Origin of the sequence: Nitrosovibrio sp. Nv6 (assembly GCF_900110495.1) — a bacterium.
Lineage (GTDB): Bacteria > Pseudomonadota > Gammaproteobacteria > Burkholderiales > Nitrosomonadaceae > Nitrosospira.
In genome coordinates, this window is sequence record NZ_FODX01000001.1 from 676,762 (window position 1) to 699,524 (window position 22,763).

33 protein-coding genes are annotated in these 22,763 nt (G+C 56.5%); 31 read left to right on the forward strand and 2 right to left on the reverse strand.

Going from position 1 to position 22,763, the window contains the following annotated elements; all coding sequences use genetic code 11:
* Position 1 precedes the first annotated feature (1 nt).
* The 11 genes from BMX66_RS03295 to BMX66_RS03345 are packed head-to-tail and all read left to right on the forward strand — an operon-like array spanning position 2 to position 9,683.
* A complete protein-coding gene (locus tag BMX66_RS03295; protein WP_090878326.1) occupies positions 2-265 on the forward strand; it encodes a DUF2829 domain-containing protein in 264 nt (87 codons plus the stop codon).
* The gene (locus tag BMX66_RS03300; protein ID WP_090878328.1) at positions 262-2,427 is read left to right on the forward strand and encodes a hypothetical protein; all 2,166 of its coding nucleotides are present in this window, start codon (positions 262-264) and stop codon (positions 2,425-2,427) included. The genes BMX66_RS03295 and BMX66_RS03300 overlap by 4 nt, the downstream gene beginning before the upstream one ends.
* Entirely contained in the window at positions 2,427-2,783 is a 357-nt protein-coding gene (locus tag BMX66_RS03305) for a hypothetical protein (protein ID WP_090878330.1), read from the forward strand. Before BMX66_RS03300 ends, BMX66_RS03305 begins: the two co-directional genes overlap by 1 nt.
* Positions 2,776-3,318 (forward strand): DUF1833 family protein, encoded by a 543-nt coding sequence (locus BMX66_RS03310; RefSeq protein WP_090878333.1) that lies wholly within the window; start codon positions 2,776-2,778, stop codon positions 3,316-3,318. The genes BMX66_RS03305 and BMX66_RS03310 overlap by 8 nt, the downstream gene beginning before the upstream one ends.
* A complete protein-coding gene (locus BMX66_RS03315) occupies positions 3,315-3,722 on the forward strand; it encodes an NlpC/P60 family protein (protein WP_090878335.1) in 408 nt (135 codons plus the stop codon). Before BMX66_RS03310 ends, BMX66_RS03315 begins: the two co-directional genes overlap by 4 nt.
* Positions 3,712-7,482, forward strand: a complete 3,771-nt coding sequence (locus BMX66_RS03320; protein ID WP_158593372.1) for a host specificity factor TipJ family phage tail protein — start codon at positions 3,712-3,714, stop codon at positions 7,480-7,482. The genes BMX66_RS03315 and BMX66_RS03320 overlap by 11 nt, the downstream gene beginning before the upstream one ends.
* 12 nt (positions 7,483-7,494) lie before the next feature.
* The gene (locus BMX66_RS03325) at positions 7,495-8,235 is read left to right on the forward strand and encodes a hypothetical protein (RefSeq protein ID WP_090878339.1); all 741 of its coding nucleotides are present in this window, start codon (positions 7,495-7,497) and stop codon (positions 8,233-8,235) included.
* A 9-nt stretch (positions 8,236-8,244) separates the two neighbouring features.
* The gene (locus BMX66_RS03330) at positions 8,245-8,553 is read left to right on the forward strand and encodes a hypothetical protein (RefSeq protein ID WP_090878342.1); all 309 of its coding nucleotides are present in this window, start codon (positions 8,245-8,247) and stop codon (positions 8,551-8,553) included.
* Positions 8,550-9,152, forward strand: a complete 603-nt coding sequence (locus BMX66_RS03335) for a DUF4376 domain-containing protein (RefSeq protein WP_090878344.1) — start codon at positions 8,550-8,552, stop codon at positions 9,150-9,152. The genes BMX66_RS03330 and BMX66_RS03335 overlap by 4 nt, the downstream gene beginning before the upstream one ends.
* Positions 9,146-9,418: a hypothetical protein gene (locus tag BMX66_RS03340; protein ID WP_090878346.1), complete on the forward strand. Its 273-nt coding sequence runs from the start codon at positions 9,146-9,148 to the stop codon at positions 9,416-9,418. The genes BMX66_RS03335 and BMX66_RS03340 overlap by 7 nt, the downstream gene beginning before the upstream one ends.
* A 37-nt stretch (positions 9,419-9,455) precedes the next feature.
* Positions 9,456-9,683: a hypothetical protein gene (locus tag BMX66_RS03345; RefSeq protein ID WP_090878348.1), complete on the forward strand. Its 228-nt coding sequence runs from the start codon at positions 9,456-9,458 to the stop codon at positions 9,681-9,683.
* Between the two features lie 39 nt (positions 9,684-9,722).
* On the opposite strand, the gene BMX66_RS03350 is transcribed toward BMX66_RS03345, so the two are convergent.
* Both BMX66_RS03350 and BMX66_RS03355 read right to left on the reverse strand, forming a co-directional pair.
* Entirely contained in the window at positions 9,723-10,085 is a 363-nt protein-coding gene (locus tag BMX66_RS03350; RefSeq protein ID WP_143058190.1) for a hypothetical protein, read from the reverse strand.
* 207 nt (positions 10,086-10,292) lie between these two features.
* Entirely contained in the window at positions 10,293-11,015 is a 723-nt protein-coding gene (locus tag BMX66_RS03355; RefSeq protein ID WP_143058191.1) for a hypothetical protein, read from the reverse strand.
* An 81-nt stretch (positions 11,016-11,096) separates the two neighbouring features.
* Here BMX66_RS03355 and BMX66_RS03360 point away from each other — a divergent pair, with 81 nt between their 5' ends.
* The 20 genes from BMX66_RS03360 (at position 11,097) to BMX66_RS03455 (ending at position 22,566) form a co-directional block, all read left to right on the forward strand.
* Positions 11,097-11,285 (forward strand): ribbon-helix-helix domain-containing protein, encoded by a 189-nt coding sequence (locus BMX66_RS03360; protein ID WP_090878355.1) that lies wholly within the window; start codon positions 11,097-11,099, stop codon positions 11,283-11,285.
* 65 nt (positions 11,286-11,350) lie between these two features.
* A complete protein-coding gene (locus BMX66_RS03365) occupies positions 11,351-11,548 on the forward strand; it encodes a hypothetical protein (RefSeq protein ID WP_090878357.1) in 198 nt (65 codons plus the stop codon).
* Positions 11,545-12,168 (forward strand): hypothetical protein, encoded by a 624-nt coding sequence (locus tag BMX66_RS03370; protein WP_090878359.1) that lies wholly within the window; start codon positions 11,545-11,547, stop codon positions 12,166-12,168. Before BMX66_RS03365 ends, BMX66_RS03370 begins: the two co-directional genes overlap by 4 nt.
* 120 nt (positions 12,169-12,288) lie before the next feature.
* Positions 12,289-12,753: a phage regulatory CII family protein gene (locus BMX66_RS03375; protein ID WP_090878362.1), complete on the forward strand. Its 465-nt coding sequence runs from the start codon at positions 12,289-12,291 to the stop codon at positions 12,751-12,753.
* A complete protein-coding gene (locus tag BMX66_RS03380) occupies positions 12,750-12,950 on the forward strand; it encodes a hypothetical protein (RefSeq protein ID WP_090878364.1) in 201 nt (66 codons plus the stop codon). Before BMX66_RS03375 ends, BMX66_RS03380 begins: the two co-directional genes overlap by 4 nt.
* A gap of 145 nt (positions 12,951-13,095) precedes the next feature.
* On the forward strand, positions 13,096-13,323 hold the full coding sequence (locus tag BMX66_RS03385) for a hypothetical protein (RefSeq protein WP_090878366.1): 228 nt from the start codon (positions 13,096-13,098) through the stop codon (positions 13,321-13,323).
* Entirely contained in the window at positions 13,271-14,083 is an 813-nt protein-coding gene (locus BMX66_RS03390; RefSeq protein WP_158593373.1) for a tyrosine-type recombinase/integrase, read from the forward strand. Before BMX66_RS03385 ends, BMX66_RS03390 begins: the two co-directional genes overlap by 53 nt.
* The gene (locus BMX66_RS03395) at positions 14,080-14,466 is read left to right on the forward strand and encodes a VVA0879 family protein (protein ID WP_090878370.1); all 387 of its coding nucleotides are present in this window, start codon (positions 14,080-14,082) and stop codon (positions 14,464-14,466) included. Before BMX66_RS03390 ends, BMX66_RS03395 begins: the two co-directional genes overlap by 4 nt.
* Positions 14,463-14,879: a DUF6378 domain-containing protein gene (locus BMX66_RS03400; RefSeq protein ID WP_090878372.1), complete on the forward strand. Its 417-nt coding sequence runs from the start codon at positions 14,463-14,465 to the stop codon at positions 14,877-14,879. The genes BMX66_RS03395 and BMX66_RS03400 overlap by 4 nt, the downstream gene beginning before the upstream one ends.
* 12 nt (positions 14,880-14,891) lie before the next feature.
* Complete coding sequence (locus BMX66_RS03405) at positions 14,892-15,290, forward strand: hypothetical protein (RefSeq protein WP_090878374.1); 399 nt, start codon at positions 14,892-14,894, stop codon at positions 15,288-15,290.
* Positions 15,287-15,577, forward strand: a complete 291-nt coding sequence (locus tag BMX66_RS03410; protein ID WP_090878376.1) for a hypothetical protein — start codon at positions 15,287-15,289, stop codon at positions 15,575-15,577. The genes BMX66_RS03405 and BMX66_RS03410 overlap by 4 nt, the downstream gene beginning before the upstream one ends.
* Positions 15,574-15,849 carry a hypothetical protein gene (locus tag BMX66_RS03415; RefSeq protein WP_090878378.1) on the forward strand — a complete coding sequence of 92 codons (276 nt, stop codon included), beginning with the start codon at positions 15,574-15,576 and terminating at the stop codon, positions 15,847-15,849. Before BMX66_RS03410 ends, BMX66_RS03415 begins: the two co-directional genes overlap by 4 nt.
* Positions 15,849-16,628 carry a hypothetical protein gene (locus BMX66_RS03420; protein ID WP_090878380.1) on the forward strand — a complete coding sequence of 260 codons (780 nt, stop codon included), beginning with the start codon at positions 15,849-15,851 and terminating at the stop codon, positions 16,626-16,628. Before BMX66_RS03415 ends, BMX66_RS03420 begins: the two co-directional genes overlap by 1 nt.
* Positions 16,628-16,960 carry a DUF550 domain-containing protein gene (locus BMX66_RS03425; RefSeq protein WP_121169238.1) on the forward strand — a complete coding sequence of 111 codons (333 nt, stop codon included), beginning with the start codon at positions 16,628-16,630 and terminating at the stop codon, positions 16,958-16,960. The genes BMX66_RS03420 and BMX66_RS03425 overlap by 1 nt, the downstream gene beginning before the upstream one ends.
* A complete protein-coding gene (locus BMX66_RS03430; protein WP_090878382.1) occupies positions 16,953-17,909 on the forward strand; it encodes a phage Gp37/Gp68 family protein in 957 nt (318 codons plus the stop codon). Before BMX66_RS03425 ends, BMX66_RS03430 begins: the two co-directional genes overlap by 8 nt.
* Positions 17,910-17,992: 83 nt before the next feature.
* Positions 17,993-18,481 (forward strand): J domain-containing protein, encoded by a 489-nt coding sequence (locus tag BMX66_RS03435; protein ID WP_199679262.1) that lies wholly within the window; start codon positions 17,993-17,995, stop codon positions 18,479-18,481.
* A gap of 75 nt (positions 18,482-18,556) precedes the next feature.
* The gene (locus tag BMX66_RS03440; RefSeq protein WP_090878386.1) at positions 18,557-18,988 is read left to right on the forward strand and encodes a hypothetical protein; all 432 of its coding nucleotides are present in this window, start codon (positions 18,557-18,559) and stop codon (positions 18,986-18,988) included.
* 2 nt (positions 18,989-18,990) lie between these two features.
* Positions 18,991-19,461, forward strand: coding sequence for a hypothetical protein (locus BMX66_RS03445; RefSeq protein ID WP_090878389.1), 471 nt, complete (start codon positions 18,991-18,993; stop codon positions 19,459-19,461).
* Positions 19,458-19,862, forward strand: a complete 405-nt coding sequence (locus BMX66_RS03450) for an ASCH domain-containing protein (RefSeq protein WP_090878391.1) — start codon at positions 19,458-19,460, stop codon at positions 19,860-19,862. Before BMX66_RS03445 ends, BMX66_RS03450 begins: the two co-directional genes overlap by 4 nt.
* Complete coding sequence (locus BMX66_RS03455; protein ID WP_090878393.1) at positions 19,849-22,566, forward strand: toprim domain-containing protein; 2,718 nt, start codon at positions 19,849-19,851, stop codon at positions 22,564-22,566. Before BMX66_RS03450 ends, BMX66_RS03455 begins: the two co-directional genes overlap by 14 nt.
* The last annotated feature ends 197 nt before the right edge of the window (positions 22,567-22,763 follow it).

Consider the following 22,763-nt stretch of genomic DNA (forward strand, 5'->3'; position numbering starts at 1 on the left):
CATGAATTTTGGGCAAGCACTTGAGGCACTGAAGCTGGGGCAGAAAGTATCCCGTGACGGCTGGAATGGCAAGGGCATGTTTCTGTTTCTCGTACCCGGCAGCATATTCAAAGTAAATAGGCCGCCTCTGCTTGGCATTTATACCGAAGGCACCGAAATCAAGTATCACGCGCATGTCGATATGAAAACCGCCCAAGGTGACGTTGTGCCCTGGCTGTGCTCACAGACCGATATGCTGGCCGAAGACTGGGGTGTGGTCCCTTGAGCGATAAAAACATCGATGTCGATATCAGCGCTGACGCTTCCGGCTATCGCCGCGGAGCGGAAGAGGCGAAGAAGATCACGCGCGATCTGAACGCCGAGTTCGACAAATCCAACAATACCTTGTCCACGATTGGCAGCGTCGCCACCCGCATGGGCGGAGTGATAGCCGGTGCTGCCAGCATTGCCGGCGCTGGGCTGGCTGTGGCAGGAGGCGGCGCTCTTCTGCTGGCCAAGAATGTCGCGACCACCGCGAGTGAGATGGCCAATCTTTCCAAGAAAACCGGCGTGTCGGCGGAAGACCTGGGGGCCTGGCGGCTCGCGACAGCGCAGAGTGGCACCAATCTGGAGGGACTGGCGGTTGGTCTCAAGAACGTGGCGAAGTACATGGTCGAGCATGAGGATAACCTGCGCAAGCTGGGTATCACGGCGAAGACTTCTGAGGGTGTACTGATCCAACTCGCCGGGGTGCTCTCCAGCATGCCAGACGATGACCCCCGCAAAATGGCATTGGCCAACGAAATATTGAGCAAGTCTTACCAGGAGATGATGCCGCTACTGGCCGAGGGAGAGGACGGTTTGCGCAAACTGCTGGAACGCGGGCGCGAACTGAACCCGGTCACGAACGAAATGGCCAAAGAGGCCAATTACTTCAGTGGCCAGCTCGAGGAGTTGAAACTTGTGGCGGCTGGACTGGGCGCATCGCTCGCCAGCACGTTACTGCCGCATCTGAATGACATTCTCTCCTCAATGCGCTCGGCCGCTCGCGAAAGTGGGATATTGAGTGCCTTGTGGGCCGGCATGGGTGGCGTGGCCGCGCATGCGCTGGGGCTGGACGATATCACAAAGGCGCGCGACCGGTTGAGGGAGATCAACAGCGAACTTGCCACAGCAGCACAAATGCCTGGGCTGACCAACAGTGTCAGCGATTTGCTGAAGGAGCGGTCAAGCATCGAGGCATTCCTCAACCCGCCCAAGGTCTCGGCCGCTCGGGCGGCTCCTAGCGATGGCGTATTAAAAGGCATTCTCAACCCGGATAAATCAACGCGCAAGGCGTCATCATCGTCTGGCACAGGCACCAGCAGTGTGTACCTTGACGAAATCAGGGACCTTGCCGAGCTGATGAAAGAGGTTGGCAAGCTCACCGAGGGGGAGAAATCGCACCTTCAGGTGCTGCAGGAAAAGGTTGATGCTTATAGCTCGCTGGATCCTGCCGTGAAAAATTATCTCCAAACCACCATCGACCAGGCGGCCCAGATGGAGCGGCTGGAGGTGTTTGAAAGCGAGTCGAAGAAGCTGCTCGAGGAGAACAAGAATCTGAATGTGGGGTTGATTGAATCCGATCGGGAACGGGTACTGGCTCAGCTTGAATTGGAACACCAGCGCTCGATCGAGCGGATAAACGCTCTCAAGCTCGAAAGCAGTCAGGTGGAGGCGCTGATCGATCAGGAGACGAAGAATTATGAACTGCGCATGAAAAAAGCGCAGATGGGTACAGAGAAAACGACTGATCTGGTCAAGAGCCTGGGATTGCATTTCAGCAGCTCATTCGAAAACGCTATCGTTGGCGGCGAGAAATTCTCCAATGTATTGCTGGCGCTCGAGCGCGACCTCGAGAGGATGCTGGCGCGGCAACTTGTTACCAAGCCTCTGCTTGGCGGACTTGAAACTCTGATGAATGGCGTCATCGGGAGCCTGCTCGGCGGCTTTGGGGGCGGTGGTGGCGGCAATATGGCGGTTTCCACAGGCGGCGTTACCGGATTTGCGGCGAATGGCGCATGGTTCGACGGCAGCGCGAGCTATTTCGCCAATGGCGGTATCTTCGATAAACCCACTGCCTTCCGCTTCGGGAATGGCGGTCGCCTCGGCGTGATGGGCGAGGCAGGTCCGGAAGCGATACTACCCCTCAAGCGAGGCAGCAATGGGCAACTGGGGGTGCAGGCAGGCGGCGGGGCCAATATCAACGTGCAGGTGAATCTTATCGAATCGCCAGGCAACGGTGGTGAAGTTCAGCAGCGCCAGGACGGCGACGGCAATCTCACGATGGACATCATGGTGGAACAGATCGAGGGCAAGATGGGACGCAATATTGCGCGCGGCAACGGCCTGGCGCCGACACTCGAGCATAAATACGGCCTCAACCCAGCCGCGGGGGCGATGCGCTGATGGCGACCTGGCCTGAGACCCTGCCCCCACCCACGCTGTCTGGATATGGCGGCTCGCCGGTCCAGGCTTTTGCGCGCACTGACATGGAGTCAGGGCCCGCGCGCCAGCGCCAGCGCTTTACCTATACGCCGGAAGAACTGACGGTATCCTGGAAGTTTACTGCGGCTGAAATGGCAATCTTTCGCGCTTTCTGGCAGGACACGATCCACCGGGGCACGGACTGGTTCGTCATGACGCTCGATACCGGAGACGGCATGATCGCTTATGACACGCGCTTCACCAAACCCTATAAATACGAAGCGCGTCCGGGGATGAATTGGATTGTTTCCGGCGAGATCGAGGTGCGCGGTGCCTGATCCCACTCTATCGGACGCATGGAAGGAAGCTGCCGCCAGCGCGCCTGCTGGCGAAGTAATGCTGCACACGCTGGAGTTTCGGCATCCCAATTTCATCGATGAGGTTGGTCAGCCCTCTTCCATCCGTGTTGTGCTCGGGCATGTGGATCTGGAAGCAAAACTGGAATCAACTGCGCCTATTAACCCGGGCGAGTTTGTTACCTTCATTGCGTTCGGTTTCGAAATGACGCTGCCGGAAACGCGCATCGCCAGTTCGCCCGAGCTGATCATTGCGATCGACAACGTCAGCGTCGAGATCGAGGAGAATCTGGCGCTGGCCACGGCTTCGCCATACAAGGTAGAGGTGACGTATCGCGCCTATCTCTCTACCGATCTGACAGGACCGCAGAATATTCCGCCGCTGACGATGACGCTGGCCGGCGCATCGGCTACCGATCAACGGGTTGAAGCGCGCGCGACCTTCGGCGACCCATCAAATCTCAAGTTTCCGGATAAAACGTATAACACCACGGATTACGCAGGATTAGGGCGATGATCTGGCAGGAATACATCGGCATTCCCTGGGAACGCGGCGCCACGGGCCCGCATGCCTACAACTGCTGGAATTTTGTGCGGCATATTCAGCAAGTGCACTTTGGGCGGGATCTGCCGCAGGTGACAGTGGATGAAGACAAGCCCATTGGATTCGTGCGGCAATTGCGGCGCCACCCGGCACGGCGTAACTGGCTGGCAATGGAAACCCCCACTGAAGGGGATTGCGTGGAAATGGGGAGCGGTAAATCCATCACGCACATTGGCGTATGGGTGGAGGTGGACGGCGGCGGGGTTTTGCACTGTGTGCAAGGAATGGGAGTCGTGTTTTCAAAGCGGTTCGTGATGCGTGCCGACTGGCCATTGCTGAGGTTCTGGCGCTGGCATGGAGGGCAGCATGCGCGCTAACGTGGTGATCCTCAAGAGCGAGCTTTCCGGCGATCGGGACGTGTTTCAGATTACGCGCCGGCGGCGGATTTGCACGCTGGCCCCCAAAACAAATCTGCCGGTGATTTGCCTGGTGAACGGCGTACCCGTGCTGCGCAAGAAAGGCGGTTGGAAGCGCTGCATAGAAGACGGCGATACCGTTGCTTTTGTGATACGCCCTCTCGGGAAAGGCGGCGGATCGATCATACTGAAAGTTGTGCTTATGCTCGCCCTCGCAGCTGCGGCGATAGCCAGCGCCGGCACGTTGTCGCCGTTGCTATTTGGAGCAGGCGCTACGCTATTCGGGGTGAGCGCGGTAACGATGACTGCCGGGGTTATTTTTGCCGCCGGTTCGATGGCGATAAACGCATTAATTGGGTCTCCCAAGCCGCCGAGCCCGCTACGCATGCAAGCGCAGACCGCGCCCTCCCCTACCTATAATCTCGGCGCGCAGGGCAACCGGGCCCGGCTCGGCGAAGCCATCCCGGAGATTTTCGGAAGACATCTCATCTTTCCCGATCTCGCTGCCGAGCCCTACACAGAATTTGCCGGAAACGAGCAGTATCTGTATCAACTATTCGCAATTGGGCGTGGCGAATATGATTTCGAAGACCTGCGCATCGAAGATACAGCTATTACTAGCTTTCCCGAAGTGACATATGAGCTGCTCGCCCCCGGCGAGCCGGTGACCCTTTTCCCCGTTAATGTAGTCAATGCCGGCGAAGTGGCGGGGCAGGAACTGCTGACCAACGAGACCATTGGACCATTCATTGTCAATCCCGCGGGATCGCAGATCAATGTGATCTCGGTGGATATCGTTTGCCCCAAAGGGCTGTTCTACGGAAATAACGACGGGAGCCTCTCATCCAGGAGCATTTCATGCTCAGTCGAAATCCGCTCAATCGATAACGATGGTGTTGCCACGGGCAACTGGCAGGCCGTGACAGAAAGCAATACTCATTATTATTCGAACTACTGGTCGAGAGGGTACACCCCGTTTCTTCCCCCTGGCTCACCCTGGATTCAGACCGGCTATGGGAGTGCCAACCCCAACGATCATTACTCCGGCCAGCACACCGGCAGCATTATCTGGGTGGGGAGTTTTCCCTATCAGGAGAAATGGCGCTGGATGCCCTTTGGTGCTGACCCCCATCCTACGCGGGAATACGTGGTGACCGTGCCGCCAATCCAGATAACGGACGCAACCGCCACACCTATACGCCGGACCTACAAGTTTGCCGTTACGCCCGGTCGCTACGAGGTCCGTATGACGCGCACGGATACCAAAGACACCTCGACACGGGTTGCGCACGACATCATGTGGACTGGCCTTAAAGGTTTCATTCCCTCATCCCAGTCATACCCCGATGTCACCATGCTGGCGATGCGGCTGCGGGCCACGAACAGCCTGTCATCGCAATCGGCACGCAAAGTCAATCTGATTGCCAAGCGCAAACTGCCGATCTGGGGCGGCACGAGCTGGGGCCCGCCCACGCACACCCGTTCGATTGCCTGGGCGCTGGCCTACATCTGCAAAACTCGCCTTGCGGATTCCCACTATGACCTTGACTGGCTGCTGGCCAAGGATGCGACCTGGACTGCCCGCGGGGATAATTTCGACGCAATTTTCGATGCGGAAATGACGTTTGGCGAGGCGCTGAGCGCCACTGCTCGCGCAGGGCGGGCGAAATGGTTTCAGCATGGGATGATGGTCCGGTTTTTCCGCGATGAGCCGGCTTCCATGCCGGTAGCGCTATTCAACATGCGCAACACTGTGCGCGGGAGCTTCAAGACTGATTATCTGATGAGCGGAGATGAAACCGCAGATTCGGTGATCGTCGAGTATTTCGATGAAACCACCTGGACACCAAAGGAAGTGCTGTGCCAGCTGCCAGGGCACAGTGCGGACAAGCCCGCGCGCCTGAAACTATTCGGCGTGATCAACCGCGATCATGCCTGGCGTGAAGGAATGTACGAAGCGGCCACCAACCGGTACCGGCGCATGCTGCCTTCGCTGACAACTGAGATGGAGGGATTTATTCCGCTGCCGGGGGACCTCGTGGCGTTACAGCGCGACCGGCCGGGTTGGGGGCAATCCGGCGACGTGATGGCCTACGATCCGGTGACCAAGACTTTGACGCTATCCGAACCGCTGGTATGGACTACTGGCACACACTATTTCGGGTTCAGGAAACGTGATGGCAGCTTATCCAGTCCTTGGAGCGCAACGGCGGGAGCGGATGATCACCAAGCCGTGCTGGATCTGGCGCTCGATTTCACCCCGGATACCGGCAATACCCGCGAGCGGACTTCCTATGCGTTCGGCCCGAGCAGCAGCTTTTATCAACAAGCGAGAGTCATATCGTTGCGACCGCGATCCATGGAGCGGGTCGAATTGCTGTTCGTGAATGAAGATTCCGCTGTCCATGTCGCCGATACCGGCAGTGCACCGACTCCATCGGCCGTCTGGAACCTACCCGCAAAAATCACCAGGCCCGTGGTGAACGGTCTCAATGTCACCCTGGGAGGGACGGCCGCAACCCCAATGCTGCTGGTTTCATGGATTCCCTCACCTGGCGCGGACCATTACTACGTGGAGTGGTCGTACAACAACGGCACCAGCTGGAATCGGGCGGGAACGGCATCCGCCCCGAACGCAGCCATTCCCGCGCAGCGTGGCGCTGTGCGCATTCGCGTGGCAGGTGTAGGTATTGCGGTGGGTAACTGGTCGGAGTGGTCCGGGGATCCATTCGCGGCTCCGCCTCCGGATGTGTCTCTGTTCCTGATATCGATCCAGGCGGACGGTACCCGGCAGTTCGACATGGCAATGCCAGGTACGCCACCGCCTGATTTTGCCGGGTATGCCATCCGCTACCGTCTCGGTACCGGATGGACGGATTACTGGGGCGAGCTGGACCCGCTGCATACGGGGTTGTTGACAGCATCTCCCTACGAAACCAACCAGCTGGCGGCGGGCGCGTATACCTTTGCAGTGAAAGGCTTTGACGATTCGGGCAACGAATCCGAGAACGCGGTCTTTATTACGTCCGAACTCCCAGATCCGCGCATGGCTGGAATCATTACGATGGTGGAACCGCATCTGTTGGGCTGGCCAGGAACAAAAACCAATTGCGCAGTGGAGCCTGAAACCAATGTGCTGGCTGCGACCGACACCGAGGCATGGGCCGATCTGACCACATGGGATGCCTATACCCGCTGGGTGCTGACACCCAATGGCAGCACGACCTATGAGCATGTCGCAATCGATGTGGGCATATCGCTGCCATTTACGCCCCTTGTGTCCGCGATGGGAGACGGCGCGCAAACCATCGAGGAGCAGCACTCTGATGACAACGTGAGCTACAGCGCATGGGCAGCCGTGGGGCCAGTGATCACCGCCCGCTACGTGAAGATTCGGATCACCCTTGCAGGCACCTTCCCGCGCCTTTCGCAGCTGACGATCAAGCTTTCCGGGGAACCGATCACCGAGATAATCAACGATCTGGATACCTCTACTCTGACTGGGGCATACCGGATTGGGGTGGGTGATATCCGCCTGCCGATGGTCAAGGCCTACAGCGTGATACGCCAGGCATCCGTTATGGCATTACAGAACGTCGGGCCGGGCTGGAGCTGGGTGTTGATCGACAAGGACACCGCTGTCGGCCCCCGCATCAAGATTTATAACGCAAGCAACGCACTTGCGGACGCCATCATAGACGCGAACATCCAAGGATCGTAATAGGAGAGATACATGGCCTGGCCAACAGTCGCAATCGATACCACCAGCATGGATGCGGGGACAGACTCCCCTGCCACCGCTCGCGTCCAAATCAAGCAGATGGCGGACAACGTCAACAGCATCAAGGACGCGAAGGGCGTGGCATCGGGTATTGCAGAGCTCGATGCTGAGAACAAGGTGCCGACCGGGCAGCTGCCCACCATCCCGGCAAGCCAGGGCGGCACCGGTCAAACCGGTTATGCCATCGGCGATCTTCTGTATGCCAGTGCAAGCAGCATATTAAGCAAACTGCCCTCCGGAACATCCGGTTATGTGCTCAAGTCAGGCGGGCCAGGCGCCGCGCCGTCCTGGGCAGATCCGGGCGCTTTCCCAACCGGCACTCGGATGTTATTTCAACAGACCTCGGCACCGACGGGGTGGACCAAAGAAACCAATGCGGCATACAACGATATCGCGTTGCGAGTGGTTACTGGCACGGTTGGAGCCGGTGGCGCCACCCTGTTTAGCAACACATTCTCGGGAAGCAAGAGTACCGATGCGCTTACGCTTACAACTGGACAGATGCCGTCACATGGACACACTTACAACGTTTTAGCCACTAGTGGCGCGGGGCCTAATGATAGCGGCGGCGGCGGCGGATCAGTTACCGGAACCCCACCAACAAACTCAACAGGCGGCGGCGGTTCGCACTCCCATACCATCAGTAATTTCAATCTCAAATATAGCGATGTAATTATCGCGTCCAAGAATTAAGGCCCGCCCATGTTCGGATCCAAGAAGCCGGAAACCATCTGCCCCTTGCTCAAGGGCGCATGTATCGAAAGCCGCTGCGTATGGTGGACGCAGATCCGCGGCAAGCACCCGCAAACCGGCGCCGATATCGACATGCCAGATTGCGCTATCAAGTGGCTGCCGGTGCTGCTGATCGAAACCAGCAAGGAAACGCGGCAAGCTGCCGCAGCAGTGGAGAGCCTGCGCAATGAGTCGGTAACCGCCTCGCAACAGGTTGCCGGCGCAATCGTGCACCTGGCAGAGAGCAATCACGTGAACAAACTGGAGAACAAGTCATGAAAATAACCATCATCCAGGACGATGGCCTGGTGGGCGTGGATAGCGTCTTCCGTACCGTAGACTTGGCAGACCTCGACCCTGACATACACGCTATCCAGTTTGATACCGGCACCGGTACCGGGCATATCGAGTACGACCCGGAAGCGCAGGTACGCAAGCCAAACCGGCCTGTTGGGGTCACAGCCTTCCGTCCTTACCAGAAATACGTTACCCGCTGGAAGGCGGCGGGCGCGCCACCTAAACGGACACTGGCTGAGGTGAAGGCAGACGCGCGCAGGCAGATCAACTCACGCCGGGACACGCTGGAGGCGGCAGGCTTCGCTTATCTGGGAAAGACGTTCGATTCGGATAACCGCAGCGTGCAGCGTATCAGCGTTGCCGCCCTGGCCGCGAGCACAGCCCTTGCGGCAGGGCAGCCGTGGTCCATGGACTGGACAGCCCAGGATAACAGTGCGATCACGCTCGATGCCGAAGCAATGGGCGCCATGCCCGATGCGCTGGCCAGTTATGCGCTGGACCTGCACAACCACGCAAAGGCAAAGAAGGCGGAGATCGACGCCTGCACCACTATCGCGCAGGTGGAAGCAATCCAGTGGTAGAGGTGGCGAAACCAAAAAAACCCGTTTGGGCCGAGATCCGGGACCAGGTAGCGCACGTCATTGCCGCCATCTTGCTGATGTATTTGTTCGTGCGGTTCCCGCTACTGGCGCTGGCAGCGGTAGTGATGATTATTGCGCTGATCAGGGAGCTGCGCCAGCATGAATGGAGGGACTTCGGGAAGCTGGATATGACCTTCTGGGGAGTGGGCTGTCTGCTGTTTCTGGTGGCCTACTACACGCCGATATCAATCATCTTCCGGTACTAATTAACCTTACTTTTAACCACAGACGAAGGAGATGCACATGAACATAGACGAAATCAGAGGACAGATAAAGGCGCTTCAGGACACTCTGACGAACGCCCTGGCCGAGGCAAAAAACCTCAATGCCAGAGCTGACACGGTAGTGGACAAGGGGCTGGATGCCATCGAGCAATCGCGGTACTCCGCACCGATCGTGATCGGGATTTCGGTGGCGATGCTGACGGCGGGCGGGCTGCTCGGCTACGCGGTGAAGGTGGTGGTGGGATAAATCCGTGTCTGGTTGGGTTGTACGATAAAACCGGACAACTCAACTGCAGCCTGTCTTGCCTTCATTTACCCAACCCTTGAAAATACCAGTATATCTTCGCATCAATGGGAATGCGGAATAGAAATCAGCAATTGAAGAATCACTTCCATTTTCTTTAATATCCATCGAGATCGCTATCACGCCGTCGCCAATATTGATGTTGGCACGCTTCTGGTCGGGATAAATCACGCTGCTTACCCCATCAAGCGCCATACATTTCTTCAGATTCTCGTCAACTATGCGAAACGCGGTCTCGTAACCCGCATTTAACGTAAAGGTTGTCAGGTTTTCCGGTTGCCTAGTTGATGACATGGAAGCGCAACCGGAAAGTATCACTGCAAGAAAAAGCATATATCTTGTCACCGATGTGCTCCAGACCCGGAATTAGATATTAGCCCAATGGAAAAAATGGCGCGTGAGACGCTGAATGGCTGGTGGTCATTGGTGAGAATAGCACGTCCTCTATCTGATTTAACAACGCCAACGCTTTTATTACCTTGGTTTGATTTGTTTTTATCGTCGCTCATATTTCCCTCTCGTTAGTTATTCTTTGCGATGGCGGTCACTGAATCAGCTTGCCATCTCATCGTTTTTTGGTTGAGCCAGCGCATCGCCAATCGATTTATATGCTGCCTTTTGTTCCGCCGCCATATGGCGAAAATTATCCACAAGGATTTGTTCCTCTGGAGTGAGTGGTATGTTTTCTTCTGGCCACTCGAAAATCTTGTGTTCCTTTAATACTGAAACATCCTGATGCAATAGGGGTGAACTGGAATACAGCAGTCTGTAGGTCCCTATTTGCCCGCGAGACAGATCGTGCATCGTGTGCGGATAGGTATTGATCAAAAACACACTGCACACTGGAATTTCCGCCCTCACCCGGTTCAATGTTTTTCTGCCGCATCTACCAGCCAATACTTCTACAACCATGTAGCTGACCCATTCCTCCTTGACCTTGTATCGCGCTGGCATAGTCAGCACCAAGGCCAGTCGTTTCTGGTCTGTGACGAGATATACCGTCCAGCTTTTCTCATCGAATAGCGCGTCGAGGTAATCAGCGCACTCTTCGTCATCCGCAAATTTGTGAACGATGTATGGCTCCCCTCTCCCATCCAGCAACCAAGTTGTGTTGATATTTTCGTGACGGCTGATGGCGTTAAGAGTTTCGGACGTCGGAATGGTGCCGGTAAACATATTGCCGATTGTTCCCCGGCCTATCCCCAGCATCGCGCCCCAGGGATGTTTTTCCCTTTCCCCAAGTACCGTCGTAAGCCTATTCAGAAATGTATTCAACTTTTCTTGCATAAATCTATTGACCATTCCATAAAACTGGAATAGCATCGGCTTTCATTCAAATAAACAGGGATTCTAAACATGAGCCAAGTCAATAGCAAACGACGCGATCCCCCGCTACTCGTCCATTTTCTGGGCAATGACAAAGCGCGCCTGAAAAAGCTGGCTGAGCGAGAGCACCGCAGCCTCAGCAACATGGCGGCCAAGCTTCTGCGTGACGGCATGGACGAGCTGGAGCGGCAACCAGCCCAAGCTGAGCAAACCGTTTAATCGACAGGCAGACCGTCGTGTGCAGCCGCCCCATCCCCAAATCCCTTTCCAAGAAAGGCATAACGATGATCGAGGACAACTTACTGCCGGGGCAGGAGGTGAGCTTCGGCAGAATGTTCTGTCTGATCTACCGCTCCGAACTCGAGGCGATCATTTTTCTACCAAAACAAAAGCTGTTGGCGGACCAGCAAGCTAACCAGATTACTGATGGTCCGGATGAAATGTCCGAACCATCCGATCAAAACAATAGGGAGACAACGTGAAATCAATACTCGAATTGCAGATAGCGGTGATGAACGGTGACAAATCCGGAGTACACACCGTGCTGGATGAAATGGACCGACGCACCGAAAACGAAATGCTTCTGAGAGCGGCGGAGCATTTTAAGTTTGAAACCATCGAATGGAACGGACGGCGCATAGCCTATCGGCCTGACTTATCCCGCGTTTTCGGTTACTCGGACGAATCCGGACTACGTAAGTTGGGTGAAAGATACGATCTGGAGGCCATCCAACTGGGGTGGTTCGGACAAAATGTCCGTACCATCGCCCTTGAAACCTTCAAAATTGAAGGTAAAACTACTCGGGCCTGTTTCGTTACGTGGCCCACCTTCCTCGTCGCCGGTATGGTCTCCACGACTGCTGCCGCCGACTCCATCAAGCTGTATCTCCTGCAAGCAGAAAAAGCCGCTCGCATCGCTGCCGGAACTCTCGAAATCAAGCGCGACCAATCGCGCTTCGACTCGGCCGCCAAGGTGGTGAACCTAATTTCCAAGGCCGAGCGCATCAAGGATCAAAAGCTCCGTGAATTTGCCCTTCGTCACATCGACGATCTGCTGGATGGCGCCCTGGAATTAGGACAGCAGGGAGATTTATTCAGCTAAAAAATTGACCTATCACACGTTGACGCGCGTGATAGGCCGGTGCGGGGTACTGCTATCGCAAGCCTAGTGTCCCCGCAAAAAACAATAAGCAATAGGTTAATTGTTCAAGAGGGGTAACACATGGGACGTTCTATTCCCAAGAACGTGCAGGACGCGTTCTATCGGGTGGTTCACGACTATCCGGAAGGGGTCGAGGCGCTGGCGAATCTGATGGGCATCCCGCCCGGGACGCTTTACAACAAAGCCAACGCCAACGAAACCAGTCATCACAAGCCTACCTTGGCAGATGCGGTGTTGGTCACAGCCATCAGCAACGATAAACGCATTCTGCATGCCTTCGCGGCCACCGTCGGCGAGGTCTGTTATTCGCTGCCGGACCTCTCCAACCTCTCCACTACCGCACTTATTTCCCACATTACCCGCACCGAGGCGGAAGGCGGCGATTGCTATCGCGCCATTCACCAAGCGCTGGAAAAAGACGGCCTGATCAACGGGGCCGATTACAAGGTAATCGAGCGTGAGACCTATGAGTGGGTATCAGCAATCCTTGAAGGACTGGCCCGGATGAAGGAGATGGCGCAGTGAGCGCCAATCCGGTACCCGCATCGCTGGCAAAGCACGGCCTGATGACCATTGAAGACAACCTGCTGCCAGGCCAGCAGGTGAGCTTTGCCAGGATGTTCTGCCTGATTTTTCGTAGCGAGCTGGAAGCGCGAATTTTCCAGAAGAAAAAAACATGCGCCGCGAACCACGGCAACAGCTTGCCCTCCCCCTCGGAATAAACGAGGTGCCGGAGCAGCTGCTCCGCGCAGCCTATGCGCGCTGCGGGCTGGCTATGAGTTTTGACGAGGCAATGCAAAAAGAGGTGCTGCGCATTTGTTTCCGTGCCATGGCGCGGCGGGCACCAAAACTTAAACGGAGCAAGCAATGAAAACAGTGGATGAATTCATGATTGAGGCGTTCGGCCAGCCTCGCGACCCGCGCAGCCCGGAATACAAGATTGGCGTGTGGGCAGCACTCGAATACCGCGTCAATGGGAAAAAAACCGCTTTCCCATATGTGTTGGGAACCGCCGCTGCCGACGCTTATTTTTCAGGCATGGATGAGGGGCACAGGATCTGGCGCCAAGCCTCCTATACGGGTACGCAAGATTAAAAAACGAATCCCCGCGCTAGCTGCCGGCAAGGGGAATCGGATCCACAAAGGCAGCATGACTGATCACCTGGAGGAGCGAGCGATGAAACGTAACAGATGTTTGACCAATGATGAGGAAGTGACCCTGCGCCGGATGATGAAGCGCAGGGGCGATGCGCAGGGGCGGCGCGACTATGCGTGGGTGCGGCTGCTGCTGACCACGGGCATGCGGCTGAATGAATTCAGTCTGCTGACGATAGGCGATGCGCGGGCGTCCTTTGTAAGCGGGCGGTTGTTCATCCCGAAGGAGCAGCGCAAGCGGGAGGCCTGCGACCTCGCGGTGTACGCCAAGGGCGAAGCGCTGGATGCATTGCGGGACCTTGTTGGGGTGTGCGCCGAGATGGCGGATATGTCCGCCGCACGGTTGCCGGATAGCCACCCGCTGGTGCTTTCGCGTAACGGTAAGGCGATGTCTCCCCGCGCATACCAGCAGCGCATGAAGGAGTTGGCGCGAGAGGCCGGGATAGACCCGGCAATCTCTCCCCACTGGTTGCGGCATACGTTTGCCGTGACCTTCCTCGAGGCGAGCGAGGGCAGTCCCCAGGCCGCGCTGCTGCGGTTGAAAAACCTGCTCGGCCATACGAGCATTGCCTCGTGCATGGAGTACCTGACCATGAGCCGCGGCGATGTCGGCACTGAGATCGAGCGCATTTTTCCTTCCCGCCGGCGCTTGCGTGCACCGGCCCTGCGGAAGGCCTACGAAGCGAGGACAGGGGCATGAGCACGACACCAACAATGACGCTGGACGAATACCACTCCGCCCTCAAGGCCCAGGGTGTTCCCCGTGATCATCTGGCGATGAAATGCCCGATCTGCAAAACCATCCAGTCAGCCTCGGATCTGATCGCAGCCGGTGCCGGAAAGAACTTTGATGAGGTTGAGAAATATCTCGGTTTTTACTGCATTGGCCGATTCACCAGAGCCGGCGGGCATAAGAAAGGAGTTCCTCCGGGTCGCGGATGTGATTGGACCCTTGGTGGATTCCTGCAGGCCCATGAGTTGGAGGTTGTTACTCCCGATGGTGTCCACAACCCGAGATTTGCGCTGGCCACACCAGAAGAAGCGCAGGCACATATGAATGCAAAAAAGGGAGTGACAGCATGACAACCGATGCACCTGACATCCTGATTGCTGCCGCAGATGCCATCACTAACCGCGCCGATGGGCGGGATGGCGAAAACGGCGAACGCAGTATGGCCCGGACAGTGGCCACCTTCAACGCGCTCACGGGCTATGCACTCAGCGAGCGCGACGGATGGGTATTCATGGCTATGGTCAAGTTGGCCCGCTCCCAGGTAGGCCGTCACGTCCTGGACGATTACATGGATGGCGCCGCTTTTATGGCGTTGGCCGGCGAGAGCATGGAAAGAAAGCCTGAAAACAAAGGTGGCGAAGTCGTGATGTCACAGCAGGAACCTCATCGCCACCCCGAGCCCCGTTTCCCTACGCGTGGGGCTGGCCTTGTCGGGCTTGTGATGGTGCTTTCATTTGCATCCATAGCCGCAGTGCTGAATTAACGGAGACATAACATGGAGACTAATCATGAACAGATTGTTACTGGCGTATCGATTATGGCGGGATCACGGCCTTTCTTACACGTGGTGGCGGGCATGGCAGAGCGCGAAGAGATTCCCTGTACGCTGACGGCCAAAATTCATCCAAGCATCGGTTCTGAAAACCAGGGAATGATGGACGCGCTGACCGCCTCCAAGCGCGTCGCCACGATTCTTGCACATCGCGGTTTTGTTGTTCTGGAAGCGCATATCGGCTGGCGTAATTCACGCATCGCCATCGAGGCGGCGCCGAAATGCGCGAACCTCGGCGGGGCCGAGATCATGCGCGTTGTCACGGCAGAATTCGACGAGCGAACCATGTCCGTGAGTATTCACGGCGTGCAGGTGGAATGGATAATGAGGCGGCCGCTATGACTCAGCATGCCCAACCGGAAATCGGCATTGTCGGTTTGCTCGTCGTTCTTGTGGTCGCTGGGCTTACCGGGCTCGTTTCATGGATGAGCCATCGTGACCATGACCAAAGACGAGAAATAGCGCACCTCTCCACAACTTGCGCAGATTCGCAAGCCGGGGAAAAACTGGCTTCGACAACTCTCTCTCATACGCCACACGGAACATGGGAGCTGCGCTGCACCTATTCCCCTGATTCCGGATATGGCCGCACATCGCGTGTCCGTCTGGCGCCGAGGAAGACATCATGAATGGAAGAATTGAGCTACTCAACCCCGACAGTATCGGGGGAGAACAGGCGTGTCATGAACTGAAGCGCGTAAATAAAATAGTGAGACTGCTTGAAGAGCAAAACGATGTTTATCGTCGCGTGATGACTGATGTATCAAGCGACCTCGCAAATATTATCGTGGCAAGAAGCAAGAATGATCTGGGTGCGTTGTTAGAGATTATTGACAGATATCTCGAAAACTGCTCTGGCGGCAAAGAGCATGCACCTTCCAATGAGCCAAAGGTGCACTGATGAGCGAGATCACGTCAGTGGATCAGACCTCTACGAGGTTCTGGACAACAGCGGAGGAACGCGTGCTGAGCCAGCATTACGTGGATGGGGGCATTGAAGAATGCCTGGCCAAATTGCCGAATCGTAGCGCTTCAAGCATTTATGCCCGTGCGGGAAGGCTGGGGCTTAGAACCAAAATCAAATGCTCGCCTTACAAGTCATGGGAGAAATCCGAGCATGTTGATGAGTCGATCCGGCGTGGATATCAAACCACTCCGGAACGTGGAGATGTTGAATCGCTGGCCAATCAGTTAATGCGCCCGCGCTGGTGGATTTCGAAGCGTGCGCGAGAACTCGGACTTACCTCTCCGCGATTTAAAGAGCCCCGATGGACAGATGCGGAAGTAGAGCTGCTTGCGAAGCATGCTCATAAAACTCTGGATACGATCGCAAGGATTTTTAAAAAGCAGGGCTATGTCCGTAGCCCGGTGGCAATTGGGGTAAGACGAAAACGCCTGCACCTTGGACCTCGCGAGAACCCCGATCCTGATTTTATAAGTGCGCGGCAGCTTGGCGTTCTGATGGGTGTAGACGCCAAAACCATTACACGCTGGATCCGCATGGAAGGACTCCCGGCAATCCCCGGAGGCACGAAACGCACCCCGCAACAGGGCGGCGATATGTGGCGGATAAACCTCAAGAAGCTGCACTTATGGATAGGCGAGCATGCTGTTCAGGTGGATCTGCGCAAGGTCGACAGGTTCTGGTTTATCGATTTGATGATGGATGGGAGGGCGTAATGGCGCGGATAGAAACCCAAGAGAGTATCGCTATCTGGGCTGAGCAAGCATTTGGACCAGCTGTGACCAATGCTCGCGTTGTTGGCCGGGCTAACGAGGAAATGGCTGAATTGATTCGGGCTGCGACCAGTGACAAACCGATACATGAGCTGATCGAAGAAGCAGCCGATGTTGTGATCGTGCTGTATCGACTGGCCGCGCGTAATAGCGAGAGCCTCGATGCGGCTATCGACGCAAAGATGGCGCTTAACCGAATGCGGGAATGGAAGCGCGACGGAACAGGTCACGGTTATCACGTACGCACCGATAAAACGGGGGCTCACCATGGGTGAGCGCACCAAGATCGAGTGGGCCCACCACACCTTCAATCCCTGGTACGGCTGCCAGAAGGTTGGACCGGGCTGTGATCACTGCTACGCAGAAGCATGGGCCAAGCGTTCAGGCCTGGTTAAATGGGGACCGGGCGCTGAGCGCCGCCGGAGTTCGCCGGCGAACTGGCGGAAACCGCTCCAGTGGAATCGTCGCTCTCAAATTGCTCATGACGCATGGCAACACGGCATCGAGCTTACAGGTGGCAATGAAAAAGAATTACTCGCCCGCGGTTTCGTGAAGCCGGAACGGCCGCGAGTTTTCTGCGCATCGTTGGCCGACGTGTTCGACAACGCGGTGCCGGCCGACTGGCGCATGGATCTGTTCTCTCTAATCGCGCAGACGCCTTATCTCGACTGGCTGCTGGTAACCAAGCGCGTCGGTAACGTGATGCCTATGTGTTCGAGGGATAGCCTGATGTTCGACATGCTCAGCTCGCGCGTCTGGCTTGGCATCACGGTATGCAACCAGCAAGAGGCTGACCGGGACATTCCTAAGCTGCTGCAGATCCCCGCCAAGGTGCGCTGGTTGAGCATGGAGCCGTTGCTTGGGCCGGTTGATATAAGCGAATGGATTGATCCTGATTATTTTACTGGCTGTGCAGACGATGGAATTAAAGCTCTGCATTGGGTAGTCGCCGGCGGCGAGTCTGGCTCCAATGCCCGCCCGATGCACTCCGGTTGGGCGCGCTCACTGCGCGATCAGTGCCAAGGTGCCGGCGTGCCGTTTTTCTTCAAGCAGTGGGGCGAATATTCAGAGGATCTTCAACATGGCCTTAACACGGGGGTATTTGCCCCCATTCGCTATTACCAATTCGCGGACGGCGTGATTGTAGAGCGCGTCGGTAAAAAATATTCTGGCCGAATGCTTGACGGCATTCTGCATGAGGCATATCCGGAGCGATGCCAATGACCGCTACTGCCTACCCACTCACTTGGCCCAACCGGTTCCCGCGGGCACGGACTCCCCGAGATCCCGGTCGCTTCAAAACAACTTTGTCGTCAGCTCTCAAAAATGTACAGGACAGCCTGCGGTTGTTTGCCGTGGACTCCGGCAAAAAGCTGGAGGAACTGGTGATCAGCAGCAACGTTACTTTAGGTGTGAATCGCCCGAAGGATCCGGGCGTGGCTGTCTGGTTTACCTGGGATGGTATGCAGGTATGCATCGCTGTCGATCGCTACAGTTCGGTGGAGAGCAATCTGCAGGCCATTCACCACATCATTGAAGCGCGACGCGTTGAGCTTCGGCATGGCACTTTGGCGCTGGTGCGCGCCACCTTCCAGGGATTCCTGGCGCTGCCGGCACCGACAAAGCGGACCTGGTGGGAAGTGCTTGGCATCGGTGAAACGGCCACGCCAGAACAGATCAGGAGCGCCTATCGTTCGCTGGCCAGCCAACATCATCCGGATAAAGGCGGCGATCACGCAAGGATGGCGGAAATCAACCTGGCGTATGTGGAAGCGGGGCAATCCCTATATGACTGAGCTCGCTCCGTTTGCCAGGACCTTCGCGCTGGTGTTCTTTCTTGGCGCCGGATGCCAGTGGTAGGGAGATGGACTATGAATAGCATCATCAAGCCAAAGCGTCCAACCATATCGGGGTGGGTGCAGTGCGCAACGCCGCCCGCATGGGTATCACTCGGGTATGACGCTGAATCATGGTTTCACCCCGAAACCAAACTTTGCGTAATCAGCGCCGTCGAGGTTGCCAAAGATGGCGATGGCATCGACCGCGGCCCTGAGTACCACATCAGCATCAGCAAGGACGGCCGCAAGCGATGCGGTAGCTATGAGGCTCAGAAAGTCCTGAAACAGTTCGGCCTGGATGGGGCGGAGGAAGATAACCATGTGCCGTATGGCATCGTCCGAAACTTCTGGCGGCCGGTAGCGGAAAACCTCGTCGGGCTGGAATGCGCTTGCAAAGAAACCGAATCAGCGATTGTTGAGGACAAGGGCGATTATGTGTGGCGGACAATCGGAAGGAGTAAATAGCAATGGATGAACAGATTTTAGTAAACAAGGAAGCCTTGCGCCAAGTGCTTGATGCATTGATGGGCCCGCCACACCTGATCCTGGAATTGCACGCGCTGAATAAGCCTTACTTCCCGGGCAACCCGGTCGGGATTCTGATTGAGGAGTACAACAAGGCAGTCAGCTCACCACCAGCACCAAAGGTTGAGCCGGCTTATGCCGCAAAGGATTATCGCACAGGCAAATTTGGCTATATCTGGCATGAGAAAGATGACGTGGTCGGCTGGATAAATTTGCAGCATCAATCACGCGACGATGTTACCTATGTTCTTGTTGAACTCCACACGGGCCACGCCCTGAGCGACGAACTGAGGAAGGATGCGGAGGAGTTGTGCGATTACATGGATGGCTACGACTTCGGCGAAGGTAGTCCCCAAAAACACATCTGGGATGCTGTCCGTAAACTCCTCGCCACTCTGACCAAGCTCAAATGAAAGCCCTATCCATCCGCCAGCCCTGGGCCTGGCTAATCCTGCATGCGGGCAAAGACATTGAAAACCGCAACTGGTCCACTCAGCTTCGTGGCCGCGTGCTGATACATGCCGCCAAGGGCATGACAAGGGACGAATATAGCGACGGTATTGATTTTATCGTTGATCAAGGCTTGCCGCCGCTTCCGTTCGACCTTCCTTCTTTCGAACAGATTGAACGCGGGGGAATCATCGGCTCAGCAGAGATCGTGGATTGCGTAGCGGACTCAGAGTCGCCTTGGTTCATCGGAAAATTCGGTTTCGTACTCCGTGACCCAAAACCTCTCCCATTTATTCCATGGCGCGGGCAGCTGGGGTTTTTCGACATTCCAGATACTGTAATGGTGCCCCATGGCAACGATTGAGGAGCTCAAGCAGCGCATAGATCTGCATGAGCTGGCCGACTGGCTTGGGCTTGAGCGACCCCGCGGCCAGGGCAATTACAAAAGTCCTTTTCATGAGGATAAAGGCCCATCCCTATCGATCTACGCTGATGGCCGTAAGTGGAAGGATCACTCCAAAGATGTGGGCGGGAGCTGCATCGACCTTGTTTGCCAAGTTCGCGGGATAGAGGTAAATGAAGCGATCGTGCTACTGCATGAATATCTCGGCATTCCGCTGGACAAGCCCGAGCGCAGCGGAGAGCAGCGTGAGAAGTCCCGTGCCGAGTACATCGCTGACCGCTGCCTGGGCCAATCGGAGCGTGCGATCGAGTATCTGGCCAGCCGCGGCATTAGTGAAGAGGTCATTCAGCGCGCAATAAAGAAAGGCACTGTAGGTTTCAACGATTGGCGATCCGACAAGGTTGCTGAGGGTGAGCCTGGCCACGGCGGCCCAGCTGCTGCGTTCATTGTACGCAGCCTCAACCCTGGCCGCGTGATGGCTGTGGATCTGCGCTATCTGGATCCCGTAATCAACGGCAACGTCAAAACGCAATGCCAGGGTGAAAAATCCGGCTATGGCTGGACCAGCGATATTCGGCGATTGATGAATGCACAAACCGTGTATCTCGTGGAGTCGCCGATCAATGCGTTATCGATCGAGAGTGCCGGCATCCCCCACAGCGCCGCTTTCGCCACACGCGGTACCGGCAATGCCCAAAATATCGATCTGAATTGGATTAAGGGCAAGCGCGTTGTAATAGCGATGGACAACGACGTCCCCGATAAGGATGGGCATCGCCCCGGTCGCGCTGCCGCCTGGACCCTGCATGAGCGTCTGACGGCGCTCGATGTGGCGGCAATGATGGTTGATCAGTCTGAGTGGATGGGTGATGACGATGAGCCCATCAACGATGTGAATGACTATCTTAACTCGCAGGGCGTCGACGCCCTCAAGCGCGCGTTATGGAAGCTGGAGCCCTGGCTGATCCAAGGTCAACCGGGGAAAGTGGAAGAGGATTTCGGCAAGCGCCGGGTTTATCTTCCATACCACGACGATACCAAATACTGGCGCTACCGCGTCCGGGAAGACTTTACCAGCTACATTTCCGAAGTTAAAAAGGATGAGGATGGGAATGAGAAGCTGGAGTTTACGGATCTGGCCGGTTTCCGGATAGCGGCGCTATCGCGGGTCACCATCGCCGGCGCCACGGCGACTATGAGCGGGGAAACGGACACGCAGCCGCGGACGTTGTTCGCTATCAGCGTGCAAACCCCGCGGCACGGCGCCAACCTGGTGCGACGCGTGGTGGAAGATGAGCGTCTCCATAACGTTGATACCTGGAAGAAGATCGGCCCCGTATGGAATCAGTCCGCTTTCCTGCGGATGATCAATATTCTGGAGCGTGGCGCGCATATCGGCGCGCGCAATGCCGCGAACTTTGTCGGTTTGTGCTACCGCGAAGGCAAACTGATCCTTAATGAAGGTCCTGACTGCTATTTCACCAATCCCGAGCAGCAGTGCCCCTACCATAATTTGACCTTCCCCTCCGGAACGCGCCAGGACGCACGAAAAGTCATCGAGCAATACCAGATGACCTTCAAGCGCAACGCCGCAACCCTGCCCCTTATATGGGGCCTGGGAGGCCATCTCAAGGTTTTGCTGGGTTTCTGGCCACATTTGATGATGCAAGCGGACAAGGGGCACGGTAAATCCACCTTGATCAAGCGCCTGGAGCGCACCATCGGCTTCACGATGTTTTCTGGCCAGTCCCTGCAGACCGAGTTCCGGCTGCTCACCTCGATTTCGCACACGTCGCATCCAGTCGGTTGGGAGGAGCTGTCCGCCCGCAAGCAGGAGATCATCGACAAGGCCGTGGGCCTGTTGCAGGAGAACTATCAATACACCCTGAACCGGCGCGGTACCGAGATGACGGAATTCCTGAGCTCGGCGCCAGTGATGCTCGCCGGCGAGGATGTGCCTGTACGCAGCCTGATCGGCAAGATCGTGCGTACCGAGCTGACCGGCAAGAAAGGGCCGCTGATGCCCGAGGATATGCCCCGCTTCCCTGTCCGGCAATGGATTGAGTTCCTCACAGGGCTCACCCGTGGCCAGGTGCTGGGCGTCTACGACAGGCTGAAGGAACATTGCCTCCGCAACAGTCGCGCCAGCGGCGCCGACGACGGCGCAGTGCGCATGGCGGGTAACTATGCCGCGCTGCTCACCGCCTGGCGTTTCCTGTGCGAGTTTGCCGAGATAGATGTGAAACAGGGCGACTTTATCGAGGATGTGGTTGCTGAGATGAATGCCCACATAACGGAGACCAGCTCCGACCGCGAACCGTGGGTGTGGATCCTTGAAACCGTGCTGTCGGAGATGGCGCGCCAGGAGTTCAAGTATCCCTATCAATGGGACAAGGTAGATGGCGAACAGTGCCTGCTGGTGCGTACCAGCCACATTATGGAGCATCTGGCGCATACGCCGGCGCTGCGCGAGAAATGGAACGGTCTGCCGGTCAAGTCTGATCGTGTATTCAAGAAGCAGCTCCAGAAAGCCGGCGTGATCCTCTCAGATACTGTTGAACGCACTATCGGCCAGCGACGGATATCACACCTATCAGCATTGAGCCTGTCACGGCTCGATCAATACGGCCTGCACGCCACGCCACACATCGACTCCGGTTTTTAATGTCCCCCCGCACCCCCCAAATAGGAACGCAGCCGCTTTTTTTTGCGCTTTGCGCAATTTCTCAAAAGGATGGGGGGCGTGTGTGCGCTAACCCGTGGATTTATGCCTTTAAGTTATATAAGTCTTTGATCGTGGAGAGGAACCTCCCCACGGGTTCAAGCCGTTTTTCCACGGATTGCGCTTCCGTTTCCACGGAT